At 53.0% G+C, this 19810-nt stretch carries 21 protein-coding genes; 14 read left to right on the top strand and 7 right to left on the bottom strand.

Features of this window, described 5'->3' with window-relative positions; genetic code table 11:
- Positions 1–2 precede the first annotated feature (2 nt).
- Positions 3–1457: an NAD-dependent succinate-semialdehyde dehydrogenase gene (locus ABU190_RS20690; protein ID WP_354692267.1), complete on the top strand. Its 1455-nt coding sequence runs from the start codon at positions 3–5 to the stop codon at positions 1455–1457.
- A gap of 45 nt (positions 1458–1502) precedes the next feature.
- Entirely contained in the window at positions 1503–1769 is a 267-nt protein-coding gene (locus ABU190_RS20685) for a hypothetical protein (protein WP_354692266.1), read from the top strand.
- Between the two features lie 61 nt (positions 1770–1830).
- Here ABU190_RS20685 and yhcN (ABU190_RS20680) read toward each other — a convergent pair whose 3' ends face one another.
- The 3 genes from yhcN (ABU190_RS20680) to argR all read right to left on the bottom strand — a co-directional run bounded on the left by yhcN (ABU190_RS20680) (position 1831) and on the right by argR (position 3285).
- Positions 1831–2094, bottom strand: a complete 264-nt coding sequence (gene yhcN, locus ABU190_RS20680; protein WP_039077420.1) for a peroxide/acid stress response protein YhcN — start codon at positions 2092–2094, stop codon at positions 1831–1833.
- A gap of 95 nt (positions 2095–2189) precedes the next feature.
- The gene (gene yhcN, locus ABU190_RS20675) at positions 2190–2453 is read right to left on the bottom strand and encodes a peroxide/acid stress response protein YhcN (RefSeq protein WP_039077421.1); all 264 of its coding nucleotides are present in this window, start codon (positions 2451–2453) and stop codon (positions 2190–2192) included.
- Between the two features lie 361 nt (positions 2454–2814).
- Positions 2815–3285, bottom strand: coding sequence for a transcriptional regulator ArgR (argR, locus tag ABU190_RS20670; protein WP_039077422.1), 471 nt, complete (start codon positions 3283–3285; stop codon positions 2815–2817).
- 404 nt (positions 3286–3689) lie between these two features.
- On the opposite strand from argR, the gene mdh reads away from it, so the two are divergent.
- Positions 3690–4628, top strand: a complete 939-nt coding sequence (gene mdh, locus ABU190_RS20665; RefSeq protein ID WP_039077423.1) for a malate dehydrogenase — start codon at positions 3690–3692, stop codon at positions 4626–4628.
- Positions 4629–4714: 86 nt separating this feature from the next.
- Here mdh and degS read toward each other — a convergent pair whose 3' ends face one another.
- From degS to zapG, 3 genes are all read right to left on the bottom strand, one after another.
- A complete protein-coding gene (degS, locus tag ABU190_RS20660; RefSeq protein ID WP_039077545.1) occupies positions 4715–5782 on the bottom strand; it encodes an outer membrane-stress sensor serine endopeptidase DegS in 1068 nt (355 codons plus the stop codon).
- Between the two features lie 90 nt (positions 5783–5872).
- Positions 5873–7243, bottom strand: a complete 1371-nt coding sequence (degQ, locus tag ABU190_RS20655; protein ID WP_039077424.1) for a serine endoprotease DegQ — start codon at positions 7241–7243, stop codon at positions 5873–5875.
- A gap of 170 nt (positions 7244–7413) precedes the next feature.
- A complete protein-coding gene (gene zapG, locus ABU190_RS20650; RefSeq protein ID WP_039077425.1) occupies positions 7414–7812 on the bottom strand; it encodes a Z-ring associated protein ZapG in 399 nt (132 codons plus the stop codon).
- Between the two features lie 189 nt (positions 7813–8001).
- On the opposite strand from zapG, the gene zapE reads away from it, so the two are divergent.
- From zapE to sspB, 5 genes are all read left to right on the top strand, one after another.
- Positions 8002–9126: a cell division protein ZapE gene (gene zapE / locus ABU190_RS20645; RefSeq protein WP_354692265.1), complete on the top strand. Its 1125-nt coding sequence runs from the start codon at positions 8002–8004 to the stop codon at positions 9124–9126.
- A 286-nt stretch (positions 9127–9412) separates the two neighbouring features.
- Positions 9413–9841, top strand: coding sequence for a 50S ribosomal protein L13 (gene rplM / locus ABU190_RS20640; protein ID WP_013364512.1), 429 nt, complete (start codon positions 9413–9415; stop codon positions 9839–9841).
- 15 nt (positions 9842–9856) lie between these two features.
- Complete coding sequence (gene rpsI / locus ABU190_RS20635; RefSeq protein WP_002437466.1) at positions 9857–10249, top strand: 30S ribosomal protein S9; 393 nt, start codon at positions 9857–9859, stop codon at positions 10247–10249.
- Between the two features lie 314 nt (positions 10250–10563).
- Positions 10564–11202, top strand: coding sequence for a stringent starvation protein SspA (gene sspA, locus ABU190_RS20630; RefSeq protein ID WP_039077427.1), 639 nt, complete (start codon positions 10564–10566; stop codon positions 11200–11202).
- A gap of 4 nt (positions 11203–11206) precedes the next feature.
- Positions 11207–11704: a ClpXP protease specificity-enhancing factor gene (gene sspB / locus ABU190_RS20625; protein WP_039077428.1), complete on the top strand. Its 498-nt coding sequence runs from the start codon at positions 11207–11209 to the stop codon at positions 11702–11704.
- A 33-nt stretch (positions 11705–11737) separates the two neighbouring features.
- On the opposite strand, the gene ABU190_RS20620 is transcribed toward sspB, so the two are convergent.
- Positions 11738–12388 (bottom strand): TetR/AcrR family transcriptional regulator, encoded by a 651-nt coding sequence (locus tag ABU190_RS20620; protein WP_079497045.1) that lies wholly within the window; start codon positions 12386–12388, stop codon positions 11738–11740.
- Positions 12389–12553: 165 nt separating this feature from the next.
- Between ABU190_RS20620 and ABU190_RS20615 the strand changes: the two genes are divergently transcribed.
- From ABU190_RS20615 to nanR, 6 genes are all read left to right on the top strand, one after another.
- Positions 12554–13342, top strand: coding sequence for a 3-ketoacyl-ACP reductase (locus ABU190_RS20615; protein ID WP_354692264.1), 789 nt, complete (start codon positions 12554–12556; stop codon positions 13340–13342).
- Positions 13343–13357: 15 nt separating this feature from the next.
- Complete coding sequence (locus ABU190_RS20610; protein WP_296409712.1) at positions 13358–14509, top strand: Gfo/Idh/MocA family oxidoreductase; 1152 nt, start codon at positions 13358–13360, stop codon at positions 14507–14509.
- A gap of 9 nt (positions 14510–14518) precedes the next feature.
- On the top strand, positions 14519–15352 hold the full coding sequence (locus ABU190_RS20605) for a sugar phosphate isomerase/epimerase family protein (protein WP_271849895.1): 834 nt from the start codon (positions 14519–14521) through the stop codon (positions 15350–15352).
- Positions 15353–15409: 57 nt separating this feature from the next.
- Positions 15410–16633: an MFS transporter gene (locus tag ABU190_RS20600; RefSeq protein ID WP_071194427.1), complete on the top strand. Its 1224-nt coding sequence runs from the start codon at positions 15410–15412 to the stop codon at positions 16631–16633.
- Positions 16634–16644: 11 nt separating this feature from the next.
- Positions 16645–18711 (top strand): FAD-binding protein, encoded by a 2067-nt coding sequence (locus ABU190_RS20595; RefSeq protein ID WP_354692263.1) that lies wholly within the window; start codon positions 16645–16647, stop codon positions 18709–18711.
- Positions 18712–18877: 166 nt separating this feature from the next.
- Entirely contained in the window at positions 18878–19669 is a 792-nt protein-coding gene (gene nanR, locus ABU190_RS20590) for a transcriptional regulator NanR (protein ID WP_354692279.1), read from the top strand.
- Positions 19670–19810: the final 141 nt, after the last annotated feature.

The following is a 19810-nucleotide window of genomic DNA, read 5'->3' as shown; positions in this document are numbered from 1 at the left end:
AAATGACAACGCAGGCATTGCAGGACAGCGAACTTTTCCAGACGGGCTATCTTGTCGATGGCGTCTGGAAATCGTTGGACACGACATTTGACGTACTGAACCCGGCGACCGGCGAGGTTGTCGCAAAGGTAGCAAAAGCCGGGAAAAAAGAGACGGAAGCCGCTATCGCCGCAGCCACCAGGGCTTTTCCCGCCTGGCGTGCGAAAACGGCAAAAGAGCGTTCCGCTATCCTTTATCGCTGGTACGAATTGATCATTGAAAACAAAAGCTGGCTGGGAAGGTTGATGACCACCGAACAGGGCAAGCCCTTAAAAGAAGCCGAAGGTGAGGTGGACTATGCTGCAAGCTTTATTCAATGGTTCGCCGAGCAAGCGAAGCGTGCTAATGGCGAAATTATCCCGCCGATAAAACCCGGATCGCGTATTTTTGCTACCCGCGAACCCATTGGCGTTGTGGCAGCGATAACCCCATGGAATTTCCCGATGGCGATGCTGACCCGTAAGCTGGGACCTGCGTTAGCCGCAGGGTGTACGGGCGTGATTAAACCCGCCAATAACACGCCGCTCAGTGCCTTTGCGCTGCTGGCGCTGGCGAAAAAAGCGGGCGTGCCGGACGGTGTGCTAAATGCAGTTGCCGGGAATACATCGGAAATTAGCGATGCGATCATGGCGAGCCATGATGTACGCAAAATTTCCTTTACCGGATCTACCGCCGTCGGTAAAACGCTGGTGCGTAACGCGGCTGAAACCATGAAGAAAGTCTCCATGGAACTCGGGGGCAACGCGCCTTACATCGTCTTTGAAGACGCAGATATTGATGCGGCGGTAAAAGGGGCGGTTGCCAATAAATTCCGTAATGCCGGGCAAGTATGCGTGAGCGTTAACCGTTTTTATATTCATGAGTCGGTGTATGACACCTTCACGCAGAAACTGGCAGAGGCGGTCAATGCCCTCAAAGTCGGGAATGGTCTTGACGACGGTGTGGTGGTCGGCCCGCTTATTGAACCTTCTGCGGTGGATAAAGTGCGTGAACACGTGGAAGACGCCGTCGCAAAAGGGGCGAAAGTTCTGGCTGGGGGTAAAGCGCACGCGTTAGGGGGGAATTTCTGGCAGCCCACCGTCCTGGGGGATTGCAGCGATGGCATGAAGCTGGCGAACGAAGAGACGTTTGGCCCGGTCGCCGCCTGTTTTCGCTTTACGACCGAGGATGAAGTTATCCAGCGCGCTAACGCAACGCCGTTTGGTCTTGCTGCCTATTTCTACACCCAAAACTTATCCCGCGTATTTCGCGTCTCCCAGGCGATTGAAAGTGGGATGATTGGTATCAATGAATGCGCGGTATCTACCGAGCTGGGCCCCTTTGGCGGTGTAAAAGAGTCCGGCCTGGGGCGGGAAGGCTCCGTTCTGGGGCTGGAAGAGTTTATGGAAGTCAAAACCCTGCATCTCGGGGGATTATAGTGAAATGGGTGGCGTAAGCCGCCCGACAGGGCTGGATGGCGGACAATGAATACCTATACCTTCGATTTTGCTGAGATCGACACGCAAAGTAAGTTCTATCGCGAATTTTCCCGCCAGTTTGCTCTCAATGAGGCAAGCATTACCGATCTGGATTCATTATGGATAATAGTGACGGAAAAGTTGCCGTTGCCGGTTGAAATTGAGTTCATTCATCTTAGCGAAACACTGCGGCGGCGTTTCGGCGCGCTCATTCTGCTGTTTGATGAAGCGGAGGAAGAGCTGGAAGGGCAGTTGCGTTTTAACGTGCGCTAATGCAGCACAAAAAAAAGCCCCCGACAGGCGGGGGCAAGTCGTCGGAGTAGACGACGAGGGTTTATTTGTAGAGTTCCGCCGTTGCGTGCCAGGTATCACCTTCCTGGAGTTCGGTCACGTGGTAGGCTTTCGCGCCTGCCGCGTCCGCTTTAGCAGATAATTCGTCACGGATGCTCATTGGAGAACTTGCGGTCTGGGAAACAGAAATGGTCCCAATGGCCTGCATGTTTTGTGTTTGGTTATCGGACAGTTGGGTGGCTGCGCTGGCACCAAAAGAGATCAGTGAAGCTAAACCAAGGGCTGCGATGATTGCGTTACGTTTCATTGTCTTTCTCCTCAATACTCAACGGCGAGAAGGTTTATACCGCTATTTTTATGCCTGGTGCCGCTGAGTGATGATGACATAGGGTTGTCGGTTAATTATTTATACAGTTCAGCAGTGGCGTGCCAGCTATCGCCGGTACGTGCTTCGATGATGCGATAAGAAGACGCACCCTGTTCTTCAGCTTTTTTGTTCAGTTCCGCACGCATATCCATCGGGGATGATGCAATGCCACCGACGGAGACGGTGCCTAATGATTGGCGATTTTGCGCCTGGCCAGCATCGATAGAGCTTGCTGCAAATGCGCCAAATGACAGAACAGAAAGGATGCTGAGTGTTGCTACAGTTGATTTGATTTTCATAATGCTTACCTCGTCGAATCTTAATTCCTGAGGGCTTTGTTTCGTGACCCTCATCACAAAATCAAGTATACACTAATAACGTGTAAAATTAATACTGAGCTAATTATTGCTATTGTAAGTAAGTGGTAAAGAAACCTTTTTTTATAGCCAAAAAGGCATAAAAAACGGGTGATTTTGAGCGGGGTTTTATTTTTTAATATTTAAAATCAAGGGGATGTGTGATTTTGATTTTTTGTGCGAAAACATTCATTGCGTGAATGAAATGCGACAGAAATTCGCACATTGTGTTAAAGCAAAGGGGATCAGAAAGAGATGTGACCCTAACAGAGGCACTTCCCCGGCACGAAACCGGGGGAAGGAATTAAAGCTCTTGTTCGAAGAGTACGAGGATGGCTTCGTAAAGTTCTTTGACCGTAAAGCCGCTTGCCGGGGTAGTGAAAATGGTATCGTCACCGGCAATAGTACCCAGAATACCTTCCGCTTTGCCCAGCGAGTCCAGTAAGCGCGCAATCAGTTGTGCAGCGCCTGGGCTGGTATGAATAACAACAACGGCGTCGTTGTAATCGATATCAAGCACCAGATTTTTGAGCGGGCTGGAGGTGGTTGGAACACCCATTTCGACAGGCAAACAGTACACCATCTCCATTTTGGCGTTGCGCGTACGCACCGCGCCGAATTTAGTCAACATGCGGGACACTTTAGACTGATTGATATTGTCAAAGCCCTGTTCTTGTAACGCCAGAACAATCTCTCCCTGAGAACTAAATTTCTCTTCTTTAAGTAGCGCTTTAAACGCTTTAACTAATTCTTCTTGTTTTGCCGAGCTTCGCATAAGTCACCCGTATTAAGGCCGTGAAAACTACATTATTATGCACATGGATGAATTTTTATGCAAATAATCTACTGTGGAAATAACTCAAATTTTCTTATAGTTCACGTAAATTTTATCAAATTACGTTATGGAACCTACTGTGTCATGTGTCGCAAATTCAAGCAAAAGTAAAATAAATGTTACTGAAATGATATTGTTTAGATGGATATCAGCGCTATATTGTAAACTCTCAATCTTAGTTGCTTGGTTTGCCGGTCCGACGGTCGTGAAAGCCCATTATAATATTTTAAAAGCGTGCCATGCCGCAGAATTTTGGCTGGTTCGTTGCCATAATTATCAGGGTGAATTAAGGTCGCCGCAATGGAGTAACAAAATATTTAGCTAACCATAATAAGGAGTTTATGATGAAAGTTGCAGTCCTCGGCGCAGCTGGTGGCATCGGCCAGGCGTTAGCTCTACTACTTAAAACACAACTGCCTTCAGGTTCAGAACTCTCGCTCTATGATATTGCTCCTGTAACCCCTGGGGTTGCTGTTGACCTCAGCCATATTCCTACCGCTGTGAAAATTAAAGGTTTTTCTGGAGAAGACGCAACGCCTGCCCTGCACGGTGCGGATGTGGTGCTGATTTCCGCGGGCGTCGCGCGTAAACCGGGTATGGATCGTTCCGATCTCTTTAATGTGAATGCCGGTATTGTGAAAAACCTGGTCGCGCAAATTGCCAAAACCTGCCCCAAAGCCTGTATTGGCGTGATCACTAACCCGGTTAACACTACGGTGGCGATTGCCGCAGAGGTGCTGAAAAAAGCCGGTGTGTATGACAAAAACAAACTGTTCGGCGTGACAACGCTGGATATCATTCGCTCCAATACCTTTGTGGCTGAGCTGAAAGGTAAGCAGCCGGGCGAGGTTGAAGTGCCGGTCGTGGGCGGACATTCAGGCGTCACCATTCTGCCGTTGCTGTCGCAAATTCCGGGTGTCAGCTTCTCTGAGCAGGAAATTGCCGATCTGACAAAACGTATTCAGAACGCGGGCACTGAGGTGGTCGAAGCAAAAGCGGGTGGCGGCTCTGCAACACTCTCTATGGGCCAGGCAGCCGCGCGCTTTGGCCTGTCGCTGGTGCGTGCGTTGCAGGGCGAAAAAGGTGTTGTTGAATGTGCCTATGTTGAAGGCGATGGCCAGTATGCCCGCTTCTTCTCTCAGCCGCTGCTGTTAGGTAAAAATGGTATTGAAGAACGCCAGTCGATTGGTAAATTAAGCGCCTTTGAACAGCAGGCGCTGGAAGGGATGCTGGAAACCCTGAAAAAAGATATTCAGCTCGGCGAAGATTTTGTTAACAAATAAATAGCTGCCGCCGTCTGGTACGCCGTTTGCCTCCAGAGACGCGCAAAAAAACCGGAGTTCATTGGGCTCCGGTTTTTTTATGGCTTTTAGTTGGTCGCTGGATATTCCTGGATCGTGACCTGTAGTTTCAGTTTCTTGTCATCACGCATCACTTCAACCGGTATTTCTGACCCGGGACGAATTTCCGCGACCTGGTCCATGGTTTCCAGTGCCGAGACCGCAGGCTTACCATTTACGCTGACAATAACATCATTCACCTGAATGCCTGCCCGGGCTGCCGGACCATCTGGCGAGACTTCATTAACCACGATCCCCTGAATTTGATCGATACCGCCGTTCTGGGTATGCATAGGGGCGATTTCTCTTCCGCCGATACCGATATAGCCACGGATCACCCGACCATCGCGAATCAACTTATCCATGATTTTCGTCGCGAGTTGGAAGGGGATAGCGAAACCAATACCTTCCGGTGTCTCGCCATCGTTGCTCTTGTCGAAAGAGAGAGTATTGATACCCATTAACTCACCCAGCGAGTTCACCAGCGCGCCGCCGGAGTTGCCGTGGTTGATGGAGGCATCCGTTTGCAGGAAATTCTGGCGACCGGTTGGGTTCAGGCCGATACGCCCGGTGGCACTGATGATCCCCTGAGTAATGGTTTGCCCCAGGTTATAGGGGTTACCAATCGCCAATACCACATCGCCAATATGCGGTACACGACGCGGATTGATCGGTATCACCGGCAGGCCGCCAGTGGCGTTAATTTTCAGTACCGCCAGGTCGGTAAGGGAGTCCGACCCCACCAGAAGCGCCTCAAAAACGCGGCCATCCTGCAAGGCAACGATTATCTGGTCTGCATCGTTGATAACATGTTTATTCGTAACGATATAGCCACGCTGATCCATAATCACACCGGAACCCAGGGTACGAATTTCCAGACGATTATGGGATGACGTATTCATACTACGGTTATAGACATAGACTACCGCGGGCGCGGCACGGCGAACCGCCGGGTTGTAGCTGGCGGGCGTTTCATCGGTACTGTCAAATTGCGTTGCGGTTAGCGGGTTATGCTGGCGTAGCGAAGGCAGGGCGGCGAGGATAATGCCACCAACCATTAAACCAATTGCAACCGAGCGTAAGAGCTTCAAAAACATGATGCAGGCGTCGTCATTAGGGAGTCGCAGCAGCATAGCACGAGTTTTCCGGACATCACATGCAGCGGTGATGTCCGGGATCGCATTTGCTTAACGTAGCAATAAATAGAGTGTTTCATTGCCGCGGATGATTTGCAGAGCAATTACCGACGGTTTGGTTTCAAGAACCTTACGCAGCTCGGCAATGGACTGCACCTGCGTACGGTTAATGCCAATAATGACATCGTCTTTATGCAGGCCTGCCTGAGCAGCCGCACTGCCTTTTTCGACGTTCTCAATATTGATACCTTTCGTACCGTCTTTGAGTTGACCATCACTCAACGAGGCGCCCTGCAGCGCCGGGGAGATCAGTTCAGCGCTGGCGGAAGACGAAGTGCTCTTATCCAGTGTGACTTCAATATCCTGCGGTTTGCCATCACGAAGGATGCCTAACTTCACTTTTGCGCCCGGTTCTGTCGTTGCAATGCGTGAACGCAGTTCGGCAAAGCTGTTCAGCGGCTTGTCATTAAGGCTGACAATCACGTCGCCAGATTTAATGCCTGCTTTCGCTGAGCCGGAGTTCGGCAATACTTCGCTGACAAAGGCGCCACGCTGCACATTCAGGTTAAAGGCTTTGGCGATATCAGCACTCATCTCGGTCCCTTTAATACCCAGCAGGCCGCGTTTGATTTCACCGAACTGAATCAACTGGCGAGACAGTGTCTGTGCCATATTACTCGGAATCGCAAAACCGATACCGACGCTGCCGCCGCTTGGCGCAAGGATTGCTGTGTTGATGCCAATAAGCTCACCGTTCAGGTTCAGCAATGCGCCGCCGGAGTTACCGCGGTTAATCGAGGCATCTGTCTGGATAAAGTTTTCCAGTCCTTCGAGATTAAGTCCGCTTCGGCCCAGAGCAGAAACAATCCCGGATGTCGCTGTTTGCCCCAGCCCGAACGGGTTCCCCACGGCAACGACAAAGTCACCCACTCTTAACTTATCGGAATCGGCGATCGCGATTTGCGTGAGGTTGCTGGGGTTTTGTAGCTGCAACAGCGCAATGTCGCTTTGATCGTCGCCGCCAATCAGTTTGGCCTCGAACTCGCGACCATCGTTGAGCTGGACATTGATTTTTTGCGCCTGGTTAATGACGTGGTTATTCGTCAACACGTAACCTTTTGCTGCATCAATGATGACCCCGGAACCCAACCCTTCAAAAGGCTGAGCCTGCTGCTGTTCGGGCAACTCGTCGCCAAAATATTTTTTCAGTTCATCAGGGACTTTCTGTCCTTGTACCGCCGTTCCTTCCACCTGCACGCTCACCACGGCAGGTAAAACTTTCTCCAGCACTGGCGCGAGGCTGGGAAGCGCTCCCTGGCCTGGAACCTGCGATGGCATCGCTGCCATAGTCTGGATGGGTGCCGAGAGAGATAACCCGACACTTAACGCTAACGCACTCAACAGCTGGGTTTGTTTCTTCATTGATGCTGGCTCTCGTAACCTGAAGTGAAAGGGAAAACGATGCAAAACAGTTTGATGTTATTGAAATTTCAATCGGGTAACAATGAGGTTAATGACTAAATGATAGCTGTGATTATAAAGACAAGACGGGCGCAACCTGTGCGCCCGTTAAAAATGCGGTAATAAAGTGATTATTTGCGGTTTGCGTTGCCGCGCAGCAAGCCGGAGGCACCTTCGGAATAGTCGCGAGGAATCTGTACCGGTGCCTGATCGTTGCCCGCTTCGGACTCCGCCAGACGGTTACGGAATGGGTTTTCCTCAGCAGACATTTCCGGCAGTAAGCTGCTGGAACTTTTTGCCATGTGCTGATAAAGCTGGCGGTAATCATGCGCCATATTGTCGAGGAGTTCTGCGCTGCGAGCGAAGTGATTGACCAGCTCTTCACGGTACTCTTCAAGTTCTGCTTTATTTTTTTCCAGCTCGTACTGCATTGCCTGTTGCTGGCGTAATTTCCGGTTTCCAAAACGCATGGCCACAGCACCAATGATGACGCCGACGACTAACCCAATTAGCGCGTATTCCCAGGTCATGTACTTCTCCCATTGTCTTATGGTTCCGTAGGGTAATAGCTGCAAGCTCCTTGCCTGCGCCTGATTATGCCACTATAACCGCTATTCGCGCAGAAGTGGAATCCCGACGCGGCATCGCGTAGGGTAGAACGACCTTTTTTTCGCCAACCCTGTGGGCAGGATCGATTTTCAAGGAATAACGATAACACCATGCAGAGCCTTACCCCGACATCGCGTTACCTCAATGCCCTCAACGAGGGTAGCCATCAGCCGGATGATGTGCAAAAAGAAGCTGTTAGCCGTCTTGATCTCATTTACCAGCAAATTGTGACCAAAGAACAATCCGCCCCGCAAAGCGGTGGCTTGATGGCGAAATTTGGCAAATTGTTAGGTAAGCGTGAGCCCACGACGCTTACCCCCGTACGCGGCCTTTATATGTGGGGCGGCGTCGGGCGCGGTAAAACCTGGTTAATGGACCTCTTTTATCAAAGCCTGCCTGGGGAACGGAAACAGCGTCTGCATTTCCACCGTTTTATGCTGCGTGTGCATGAGGAATTAACGCAACTACAGGGACATAGCGATCCGCTGGAGATTGTCGCCGACCATTTCAAAGCCGAAACCGATGTGCTCTGTTTTGATGAGTTTTTTGTATCGGATATCACCGACGCCATGTTGCTCGGCGGGCTAATGAAGGCTCTCTTCGCCAGAGGGATTACGCTGGTCGCCACTTCGAATATTCCGCCAGACGAACTTTATCGTAACGGGTTGCAACGGGCGCGTTTTTTACCGGCCATTGATGCCATCAAACAGTACTGCGATGTGATGAATGTCGATGCGGGTGTGGATTATCGTCTGCGTACATTGACCCTGGCCCATCTGTGGCTTTCGCCATTAAATGAAGAGACGCAGCAGCAGATGGATAAACTCTGGCAAGCGCTGGCAGGGGCAAAACGGGCTCATTCTCCAGTATTAGAGGTCAATCACCGTCCGCTGGCGACGCTGGGGGTGGAAAATCAGACGCTGGCGGTATCGTTCGCCACGCTGTGTGTGGATGCCCGCAGTCAGCACGACTATATTGCCCTCTCTCGTCTGTATCACACCGTCATGCTATTTGATGTCCCTGTCATGACACCGTTAATGGAGAGTGAGGCGCGGCGTTTTATCGCACTGGTGGATGAATTCTACGAACGGCATGTGAAGCTGGTGGTGAGCGCGGCGGTTCCGCTGTACGAGATTTATCAGGGCGAGCGACTGAAGTTCGAGTTCCAGCGCTGTCTGTCTCGTCTGCAGGAGATGCAGAGCGAGGAGTACCTCAAGCGGCAACATATGCCATAACTGCCCGCTTCTCTGTGGGAGAGGGGCTGGGGGGGAGGGCGACAGACCGCACAGCCCCAACACCGAAAAAGCCTCTTCAAATCACAAATAGGGGTCGATCTTTGACCCCGACTTCTCTATAATCCTGCGACCCCACGTTACAAGAAGGTTTTTTTCCCAAAACTTTCTCTGCGCCGGCATAGGCTATTCGAAGGGGTAGGTTTGCTGGACAATGTCGTGTGAACCTCAACTGACTAAACGTTTGGGTGTTCACCAACGTGTAACTTATTATTTGGGTAAGCTTTTAATGAAAACTTTTACAGCTAAACCAGAAACCGTACAACGCGACTGGTATGTTGTTGACGCGACAGGTAAAACTCTGGGCCGTCTGGCTACTGAACTGGCACGTCGCCTGCGCGGTAAGCATAAAGCGGAATACACTCCGCACGTTGATACTGGTGACTACATCATCGTTCTGAACGCAGAAAAAGTTGCTGTAACCGGCAACAAGCGCGAAGACAAAATGTACTACCACCACACTGGCCACATCGGTGGTATCAAAGAAGCGACCTTTGAAGAGATGATTGCCCGCCGTCCTGAGCGTGTGATTGAAATCGCGGTTAAAGGCATGCTGCCAAAAGGCCCGCTGGGTCGTGCTATGTACCGTAAACTGAAAGTTTACGCTGGCAACGAGCACAACCACGCGGCACAGCAACCGCAAGTTCTTGACATCTAATCGGGATTATAGGCAATGGCTGAAAATCAATACTACGGCACTGGTCGCCGCAAAAGCTCTGCTGCTCGCGTGTTCATCAAACCGGGCAACGGTAAAATCGTAATCAACCAGCGTTCTCTGGAACAGTACTTCGGTCGTGAAACTGCCCGCATGGTAGTTCGTCAGCCGCTGGAACTGGTCGACATGGTTGAGAAACTCGATCTGTACATCACTGTTAAAGGTGGTGGTATCTCTGGTCAGGCTGGTGCGATCCGTCACGGTATCACCCGCGCTCTGATGGAGTACGACGAGTCCCTGCGTTCTGAACTGCGTAAAGCTGGCTTCGTCACTCGTGACGCTCGTCAGGTTGAACGTAAGAAAGTCGGCCTGCGTAAAGCACGTCGCCGTCCGCAGTACTCCAAACGTTAATTGCTTTCTGCGAAAGCAGAACGATTGGCGAAAAAACCCGGTTTCTACCGGGTTTTTTTATGGATAAAAATCACGTTATCCACAGTAATGAGTTGATTCTCTCTTCTTTTTCAGCATTTCCAGAATCCCCTCACCACAAAGCCCGCAAAATCTGGTAAACTATCATCCAATTTTCTGCCCAAATGCCTGGGATTGTTCATTTTTTGTTTGATGTTTAAACGAGAGTGACTGTGCGCGTGGGTGGGTTACCAACATCTCGCCGGTCAAAGTAAGACTGGTAGCAGTAAAAATACTGAATATACCTGGAGGTTTTCATGGCTGTCGCTGCCAACAAACGTTCGGTAATGACGCTGTTTTCTGGTCCTGTTGACATCTATAGCCATCAGGTCCGTATCGTGCTGGCAGAAAAAGGTGTCAGCTTCGAAATTGAGCACGTGGAAAAGGATAATCCTCCTCAGGATCTGATTGACCTCAACCCGAATCAAAGCGTACCGACTCTTGTCGATCGTGAACTCACTCTGTGGGAATCACGCATTATCATGGAATACCTGGATGAGCGTTTCCCTCATCCGCCGCTGATGCCGGTTTATCCGGTTGCGCGTGGTGAAAGCCGTCTTTACATGCATCGCATTGAGAAAGACTGGTACTCGCTGATGGAAGTGATCATGTCCAGCAGTGGCGCGCAGGCCGATAACGCCCGCCGTCAACTGCGTGAAGAACTGATGCAGATTGCTCCGGTGTTCGGTCAGAAGCCTTACTTCCTGAGTGATGAATTCAGCCTGGTGGATTGCTACCTGGCGCCGTTGTTGTGGCGTTTGCCGATTCTGGGTATTGAACTCAGTGGTGCAGGCTCTAAAGAGCTGAAAGGCTACATGACACGTGTTTTCGAACGCGATTCATTCCTCGCGTCTCTGACAGAAGCCGAGCGCGAAATGCGCCTGGGCCGGGGTTAATCGAATGGACTTGTCGCAACTGACACCGCGCCGTCCTTACCTGTTGCGGGCTTTTTATGAGTGGTTGCTCGATAACCAGCTCACCCCGCATCTGGTCGTCGACGTAACGTTGCCGGGTGTGCGCGTGCCCATGGAATATGCGCGCGACGGGCAGATCGTGTTGAACATTGCGCCGCGAGCCGTGGGTAATCTTGAACTGGCGAATGATGAAGTGCGTTTTAACGCGCGCTTTGGCGGCGTCCCGCGTCAGGTTGCTGTGCCGCTTGCCGCTGTTCTTGCTATCTACGCACGTGAAAACGGCGCGGGTACGATGTTCGAACCTGAAACGGCATACGATGAAGACGTGGTCACGGTGAATGACGACGACGAAACCTCTCTGCCGGATGGCGAGACGGTGATGTCGGTTATCGATGGCGACAAACCCGATCATGCGGACGATAACGATCCGGATGATGATCCCCCACCACGCGGCGGGCGTCCATCGCTGCGTGTCGTGAAGTAACACAAAGGCAGGGTCAATCGACCCTGCTTTTTTTTACGGCAGCAACCCCGGCGCCAGCCAACACGCGATCGTTTCGCGCATTACCTTCCGCCTTGTTGCCAGCGCTTCCGGACGCTTAAGATCCTGCTGATAGATGATCGACAGCGTGGACTGGTTAATCAGATAGAAAAACCCCAAAGCCGACATTGTGATGTTTAGCTGCATCGCATCAATACCTGGGCGGATCGTCCCATCCTGCTGGCCGCGTTCAAGAATGCGCTGGGTTATCGAAAGCCAGCTACTGTTGATGGGGACAATCGTATCCACTTCCTTAAGGTGACGCGCCTTGAGCTGGTTTTCACTGTTGAGCAACTGGATAAATTCCGGGTTCTCGAGGTAGTAGTGCCAGGTGAAATCCATCAGTTCTAGTACCGCGTCGCGGGCAGGCAGATGATCGAGTTCCAGTGCGGCCTCTTTGGTACGAATATCCTGGTACGCGGCCTGCAAAACATGGGTAAACAGCGTATCTTTGTTGTCGAAGTAATAGTAAATCAACTGTTTGTTCACGTTCGCCGTCGCGGCGATCTGATCAATCCTCGCCCCGTCAAAACCCTTTTCAGCGAACTCCTTTTTGGCCGCATCAAGGATCAGGCTTTTTGTGAGATCTGGATCATGCCTGCGCTTTGTTCTGGCTTCCCCTTTCATAGATCCTCCATTCAATTTATTGTTTTAATTGTAGTTTTAAATAAATCAACCAGTTGGTTGATTTTGAGAAGTCGATCATGAATTTAATTTTTCTCTCTTTCTATACTGCGTTTACAGTTTCAACTGTTTAGTTGAAATGTTTGGCACTCATCAGGGAGTATGCTCATGATCCATTCGCAACGTCCGGTAGCATTAGTGACAGGCTCGACACGGGGAATTGGTAAAGCGTGCGCGTTGACGCTTGCCAGAGCCGGGTTTCACGTCGCAATTAACGGACGCGATAACGAAGAAGGTCGCGCCCGACAACAAGCCATGGTAGCGGAATTAGAACAATTTGGCATCGAAGCTCTGGCGTTACCGGGTGATGTTTCAGATTTAATTCTCCAGCAAGGGATGCTGGACACCGTTTTGCAACGCTGGGGGCGACTGGACTGCCTTGTCAACAACGCCGGGACGGCGGCAAAGCAGCGTGGCGATCTGCTTGAGGTCACGCCGGAGAATTACCAGTACTGTCAGGACGTCAACACCAGGGCAATGTTCTTCTTTTGTCAAAAAGCGGCGCGCGCCATGCTTTCGCAGGGTGAGCTCAATAATCAGCACCGCTCTATTATCAACATCACTTCCTGTAGCGCCCACAGCTTATCGATTTCTCGCGGAGAATATTGCGTATCGAAAGCAGCCGCCAGCATGGTGACGCAACTTTTTGCGCTGCGCCTGGCGGAAGAAGGCATCGGTGTTTATGAAATTCGCCCTGGCATCATCGAAACTGACATGACCAGCGGTGTGAAACCGAAGTATGACCAGTTGATCGGCGGCGGTCTGGTGCCGATGAAACGCTGGGGCCAGCCGACGGACATTGCCGTGGTCGTCGATGCGCTGGCAAACGGCAACTTACCTTTCACTGTCGGTCAAATTATTGATGTCGACGGCGGCCTGAACAAATCCCACTTTTAATTACGAGGCACAGCAATGGCGACAATTTCCGTTGGCATCATCATGCATGGCGTAACCGGGCGGATGGGCAAAAATCAGCATCTGATCCGCTCCATCGTGGCAATTCGTGAACAGGGCGGCGTTGAGCTGGCAAACGGCGACAGACTCATGCCGGACCCGATCCTGATTGGTCGAAATGAAGAAAAAATTGCCGCACTGGCGAAACAAACCGGTATCAGCCGTTGGGGCACGGATCTGGATGCGGCGCTGGCCAACCCAAACGATACGATCTTCTTTGATGCCGCCACGACGCAGGCGCGCCCCGGTTTACTGAAAAAAGCCATTGCCGCCGGTAAACATATTTACTGCGAAAAACCGGTAGCGGTCAGCCTGTCAGAAGCCGTCGAGTTATATCACTATGCAGAGCAGCAGGGCGTTTGCCACGGCGTGGTACAGGACAAACTGTGGCTGCCGGGGCTGCGTAAACTGCAAATGCTCAATCAGGCGGGCTTCTTCGGTCAGGTGCTGTCGGTTCGCGGCGAGTTTGGTTACTGGGTGTTTGAAGGTGATTTACAGCCGACCCAGCGCCCATCCTGGAACTACCGTCAGGAAGATGGCGGCGGCATCATCCTCGATATGATCTGCCACTGGCGTTATGTCGTCGACAACCTGTTTGGCGAAATCAAAAGCATCAGTTGCCTGGGCGCGACCCATATTCCGGAACGTTTTGATGAGCAGGGGAACGCCTACAAAGCCACCGCTGATGACGCCGCCTACGCCACATTTGAACTGCACAATGGCACTATCGTGCAGATCAACAGCTCCTGGTGTGTCCGGGTGCGCCGCGATGACCTGGTGACTTTCCAGGTGGATGGCGTGAACGGTTCTGCGGTCGCGGGCCTGACCGACTGTCTCACGCAATCACGTGTGAACACCCCGAAACCTGTCTGGAACCCGGATGTTCGCCAGACACATGACTTCTTCGAAGACTGGGCGCCAGTACCTGATACCACCACCTATGACAACGCCTTCAAAGTGCAGTGGGAACTCTTCCTGCGCCATGTTCACGGTGAAATAGACTTCCGCTGGAACCTGCTGGAAGGGGCAAAAGGGGTGCAACTGGTTGAACTGGCGCTACAAAGCTGGAAAGAACGCCGCTGGGTCGATGTTCCGTCACTGGTGCGCTAAGGAGGCCGTATGCAACAGCCCGATCCACGTCGTTTATCGATGAATACCGCCACCGTCCGTAAGCAGTGGACGCTGGATAAGATCATCGACGGCTGCGCCCGTCATGACATTCGCGGCATCTCGCCGTGGCGCGATCAGGTCCAGGCGCTGGGGTTAGAACGCACCGCGCAGATGATCCGCAGTAACGAACTGACCGTCAGCGGCTATTGCCGCGGCGGGATGTTTCCCGGCATCGATGAGGCGGCACGCCGTGCGGCGGATGACGATAACCGCCGGGCGGTAGATGAAGCACTGGCAGTGAATGCCGCCTGTCTGGTGCTGGTGGTGGGCGGCCTGCCGGGTGATTCGAAAGATATTGCCGGCGCGCGTAGCCAGGTACGGGATGGTCTGGGCCGCCTGCTGGAGTATTCGCGCAAGGTAGGAATGCCGCTGGCGATTGAGCCGCTACACCCGATGTATGCGGCGGACCGCGCCTGCATAAACACCCTTGAGCAGGCCAACGATCTGTGTGATGAGCTCGGTGATGATGGGTTAGGAATGGCCGTCGATCTCTACCACACCTGGTGGGATCCAAAGTTTTTCCAGCAGATCGAACGCGCCGGACGGAAACGTATCCTGGGTTTTCACATCTGCGACTGGCTGGTGCCGACACAGCATCTGCTGCTCGATCGCGGCATGATGGGGGATGGGGTGATCGACATTCGCGCCGCCCGTCAGGCGGTGGAGGCGCTGGGGTATCAGGGGGCGCATGAAGTGGAGATTTTCTCCGAACACGACTGGTGGCAACGTGACCCGGATACGGTGCTCGCTACCTGCAAAGCGCGTCATTTAACGCATTGTTAATCAGATTTTGGCTGTATCTGATGTCTCGTCAGTCTTACCAGGTTAGTCGAGGGAATTATGAATACAGATACAAAAAAGATGATACTGGTGTCGGTGCTGTGTGGCCTTGGCTACATGATGTACTCCGTCGACCGTATGACTGTCTCCTCCGCCATTGGACTTATCGCGACGGATTTTGGGCTCGGTAGAGCCCAGTCCGGGATCCTGATGAGTTCATTCTTCTATGGCTTTATTGGTTTCTTATTTATCTCCGGGATTATCGCCGACAAACTTAGCGGCAAACCGGTGCTCATTCTTGGTTTAGTGATGTTCTCGCTCGCGACGATCCTGACGGGGGTGGCGGGTAGTCTGACATCGCTTATCTTTTACCGCGTGATGACCGGTATCGGCGAGGGTGTCTTTTGGCCCGCCGCATCGCTGGAAGTGGCCAACGTTACCACCGAGAAACAGCGTACGACGGTGATGTCCCTTTACTGGATGGGTTATCCGATTGGCGGCTTCTTCGGTACCTGGCTCGGTGCAATGCTCGGCCCGGTGTACGGTTGGCGCGTCGTGTTCTATGTCGCCGGGGCGCTGGGTCTGCTGGTAGCGCTGGCGTACGCCTTCATGGTGAAAAACGAGCCGAAAAAAGTGGTTGTCGCCACGACAAAAGAAAAAGTGCCGTTAAAACAACTGTTTCGTAACCAGTCCGTCATGCTTATGGCGTTCTATTACTTCCTGCTGCTGAGCGGCTGGTGGATTGTGTTGCTGTGGGCGCCGACCTTCCTGATGAATGTAAAACAACTGCCAATCAGTACCGCAGGAACCATTGCCAGCCTGCTGGGGCTGACCGGCGCGCTGGGGGGCTTTCTGCTTGGGCGTTTATGTGACCGTGGCGACTTCTCGCGTAAGCGTGCAGTGTTGATAGGCATCACGCTCGCCAGCAGCCTGCTGATGGCCGCGATGGTTCTGCAACTGCCGGTCTTCGCCGTGGTGATTCTGGTGTTGTTCCTGGGGCTGCTTGGTTATCCCATCACACCGCTGGTCCTCTCCTTTACCGCCGAACTGGTACCGCCACAGCTTCGCGGCTCCGCCATTGGCTTTGTGATGAATGTCGGCATGACGGCCGGTGGGATTTCACCCGTCCTGGCGGGCTATTTCGCGGATAAATATTCCATGTCTGCCGTCTGGTTTGTTGCGGCCTGCGTGATGGTCGTCAGTTCGGTACTGCTGCTGGGGGTGCGTAAAGCGCCCAGGCCAGTGAAAGAGATGGAAATATCCGGGCTGTCATCACGCGTTTAACGAGGTAAAACATGACCACAGCGATCCCGCAATCGATCCTGGAAGCGCTTACGAATGTCTCCATGCCGCGCCATGTCACGATGGCGCAGCCGCAACAGACGCTGGATGTGGCGGGATACCGCATTCCGCTCTACCACAGCGAGGCGTTAGTGATTGGCAGCGGCGCCGCCGGGCTGCGCGCGGCGGTGGAGTTGCGTCGCCGCAAAGTGGATGTTCTGGTGGCGACCCAAACCTTGTTTTGGGGAACATCGGCCTGCTCCGGATCGGATAAACAGACCCTGCATACCGCTTCGACCAGCTTCCGGGGCGATAATTTTACAGCCCTCGCCAGTGCTATCGGCGCGGGTGGGGCGATGGATGCCGACACGGCGTATGTTGAAGCGGTCGGTTCGGTGGAGGCATTTATCGGCCTGAAAAGCATGGGGCTTCCCTTACCTGAGGACCGCTACGGCGCCGTATTGCGCTACCAGACCGATCACGATGAAGTGGGCCGCGCAACCAGTTGTGGGCCACGTACTTCCCGCCTGATGGTCAAAGTGCTGGCGGAAGAGGCGGTACTGCTGGGTGTGCCGTTTGTCGATCACGCGACAGCCGTACGTCTGCTCACCGAAGGGGAAGGAGAGCAGCGCCGGGTCGCCGGAGTGCTGGCCATTGTGAAAGGCGCACGGCAAGAGGATAACCCGTGGGGGCTATGTCTGATGCGTAGCGCGACTGTAGTCCTGGCGGCCGGTGGACCGGGTGAATTGTTCCGCGACAGCGTCTACCCGAAGCGCTGTTTTGGTTCGCTGGGGCTGGCACTGGAGGCGGGGATTGCGACGGTCAACCTGACGGAACATCAGTTTGGTATCGGTACGCGGCGCGATGAGTTTCCCTGGAATCTCTCCGGTACTTACGTGCAGAGCATGCCCTATATCTACTCGATAGATGCGCAGGGCCAGGAGCATAACTTTCTTGCCCGCTACTATCGCACCACGCGGGAGCTGGCCTCGAATATCTTCCGTAAGGGGTATCAGTGGCCGATTCACGCCACGCGAATGCTGGATTTTGGCTCCAGTCTGGTGGATTTGGCTATCTACAATGAGTCGCAGGCCGGGCGCACGATCTATATGGATTTTAACCGCAATCCGCTGCCGGTACCGGGTGATGAACCCTTTGCCCTTGGCAATCTGGACGAGGATGTTTACCACTATCTGCGCAATAACGATGCCTGTCTGGAGCTACCGATTGCGCGCCTGCAGCGGATGAACCCACTGGCCATTGAGCTTTATAAACATCATGGTCATGACCTGACAACACAGCCGCTGCCGTTTAACGTCAATCACCAGCATATGAATGGCGGGATTGCGGTAGATACATGGGGCCATTCGTCGTTAAGTGGCTGTTATGCGATTGGCGAAGCGGCGGGCACGCACGGAGTAACGCGCCCCGGCGGTGCGGCGCTCAATGCCGGACAGGTCTTTGGGCTGCGCTGCGCGAAGCATATCGCGGCGACGCCACGGGCCGCATCGGAATCTCTTTTTGCCCGTGAAACGGCTGAGCTTTTGCAGCAGATCCAGCGTGACAGCAGCCATCCTCAGGCGTTGCGGATTGACGATATTCGCGACGAAATCCAGCAGCGCATGAGTGAGCGTGCCGGTTTTGTCTGTGATGCCGGGCAGGTACCTGGCGCCGTTCAGGCGGCCCGTCGACTCAATCAGCGTATTGCGCAAAACGGGGTGGCTATAACCCATCCGAACCAGACGGCGTTTAGCCTCCAGTGGCGTCAGATGGCGCTGGCATCGGAAGCGTTACTGGTGGCGCTGGAAAGCTATATTGCCCGTGGCGGCGGTAGCCGTGGCGCACGGATGTTGTGCTCTGCGCAGGGAGACGTCGTACCGCAAACACGTGAAGGGGTATTGTCTGAGTTTCGTTTCATCTCTGAAAAGGCGGAGCACCGGCAGGAGCAAATACAGGTGACATGGCGCAACGGCGAGTTTGTTGTCGAGCAGCGGCCATTACGTACGCTTGATGACCTCTCGACGATCTTCTTTGAAAAGAACTGGCCAGATTATCTGACGGAGGAGATCTACCGACGTTAGTACCTTACCCAGGCTACACTAGCGCGAGTAGCCTGGGTAAGCGAAGCGCCACCCGGGAATATCCCTACTCATCACTCGCCGACTTCCCCCTCTGGTGCTAACTTCGCCAGTCAGATATTCCTGTGATATGATGAAGTTGCTATCACATTTGTCATACTCCACTGCCATGAGCGCTATGAAATCATCAGATTTGCACGCTGAAAACACTGCTGAAAATATCGGGCGCACGCTGCGTCGCCGTCCGTTGGCGCGCAAAAAATTATCCGAGATGGTGGAAGAAGAGCTCGAACAGATGATCCGCCGCCGGGAGTTTGCCGAAGGCGATGTGCTGCCCTCCGAGCGTGAGCTGATGGCGTTTTTCAATGTGGGCCGCCCCTCGGTACGCGAAGCGCTGGCGGCGCTCAAGCGTAAAGGATTGGTGCAAATCAGCAACGGTGAACGCGCCCGCGTTTCCCGCCCATCTGCCGATACCATCATTGGCGAGCTTTCCGGCATGGCGAAAGATTTTCTCTCCCGTCCCGGTGGTATTGCCCATTTTGAGCAGCTACGCCTGTTTTTCGAATCCAGCCTGGTTCGCCATGCGGCGGAACATGCCACGGATGAGCAAATTGAACGTCTCGGTAAGGCGCTGGAGCTGAACAGTCAGTCGCTGGACGACAACGCGCTATTTATTCGCTCCGATGTTGAATTCCATCGCGTACTGGCTGAAATCCCCGGCAATCCTATCTTTCTGACGATCCATGTTGCCCTGCTGGACTGGCTGATTGCAGCTCGCCCCACGGTGCCGGAAAAAGAGCTGCATCAGCACAATAACCTCAGTTATCAGCAGCATATTGAGATCGTCAATGCGATTCGCCAGCGCGATCCCGATGCCGCCGATCGCGCATTGCATGTTCACCTCAACAGCGTTTTCGCCACCTGGCACGCGTTCGATAAACAGCAAAAATCCAGCAACTGATTGACCGATCCCTTTTGCGCGCTAGCGATCGTTTAGTGCGTTAGATCCCATTTAGCGTTTTCTCTCCCCGATGGCGATCATTTGCACTGGTATAATAGGTATAAAGGTATATAGTCAAAACGCACTCATGCAACAGGAGAA

Source organism: Phytobacter sp. RSE-02 (assembly GCF_040578655.1).
Taxonomy (GTDB): Bacteria; Pseudomonadota; Gammaproteobacteria; order Enterobacterales; family Enterobacteriaceae; genus Phytobacter; species Phytobacter diazotrophicus.
This window is presented reverse-complemented; position numbering and strand designations above follow the sequence as displayed.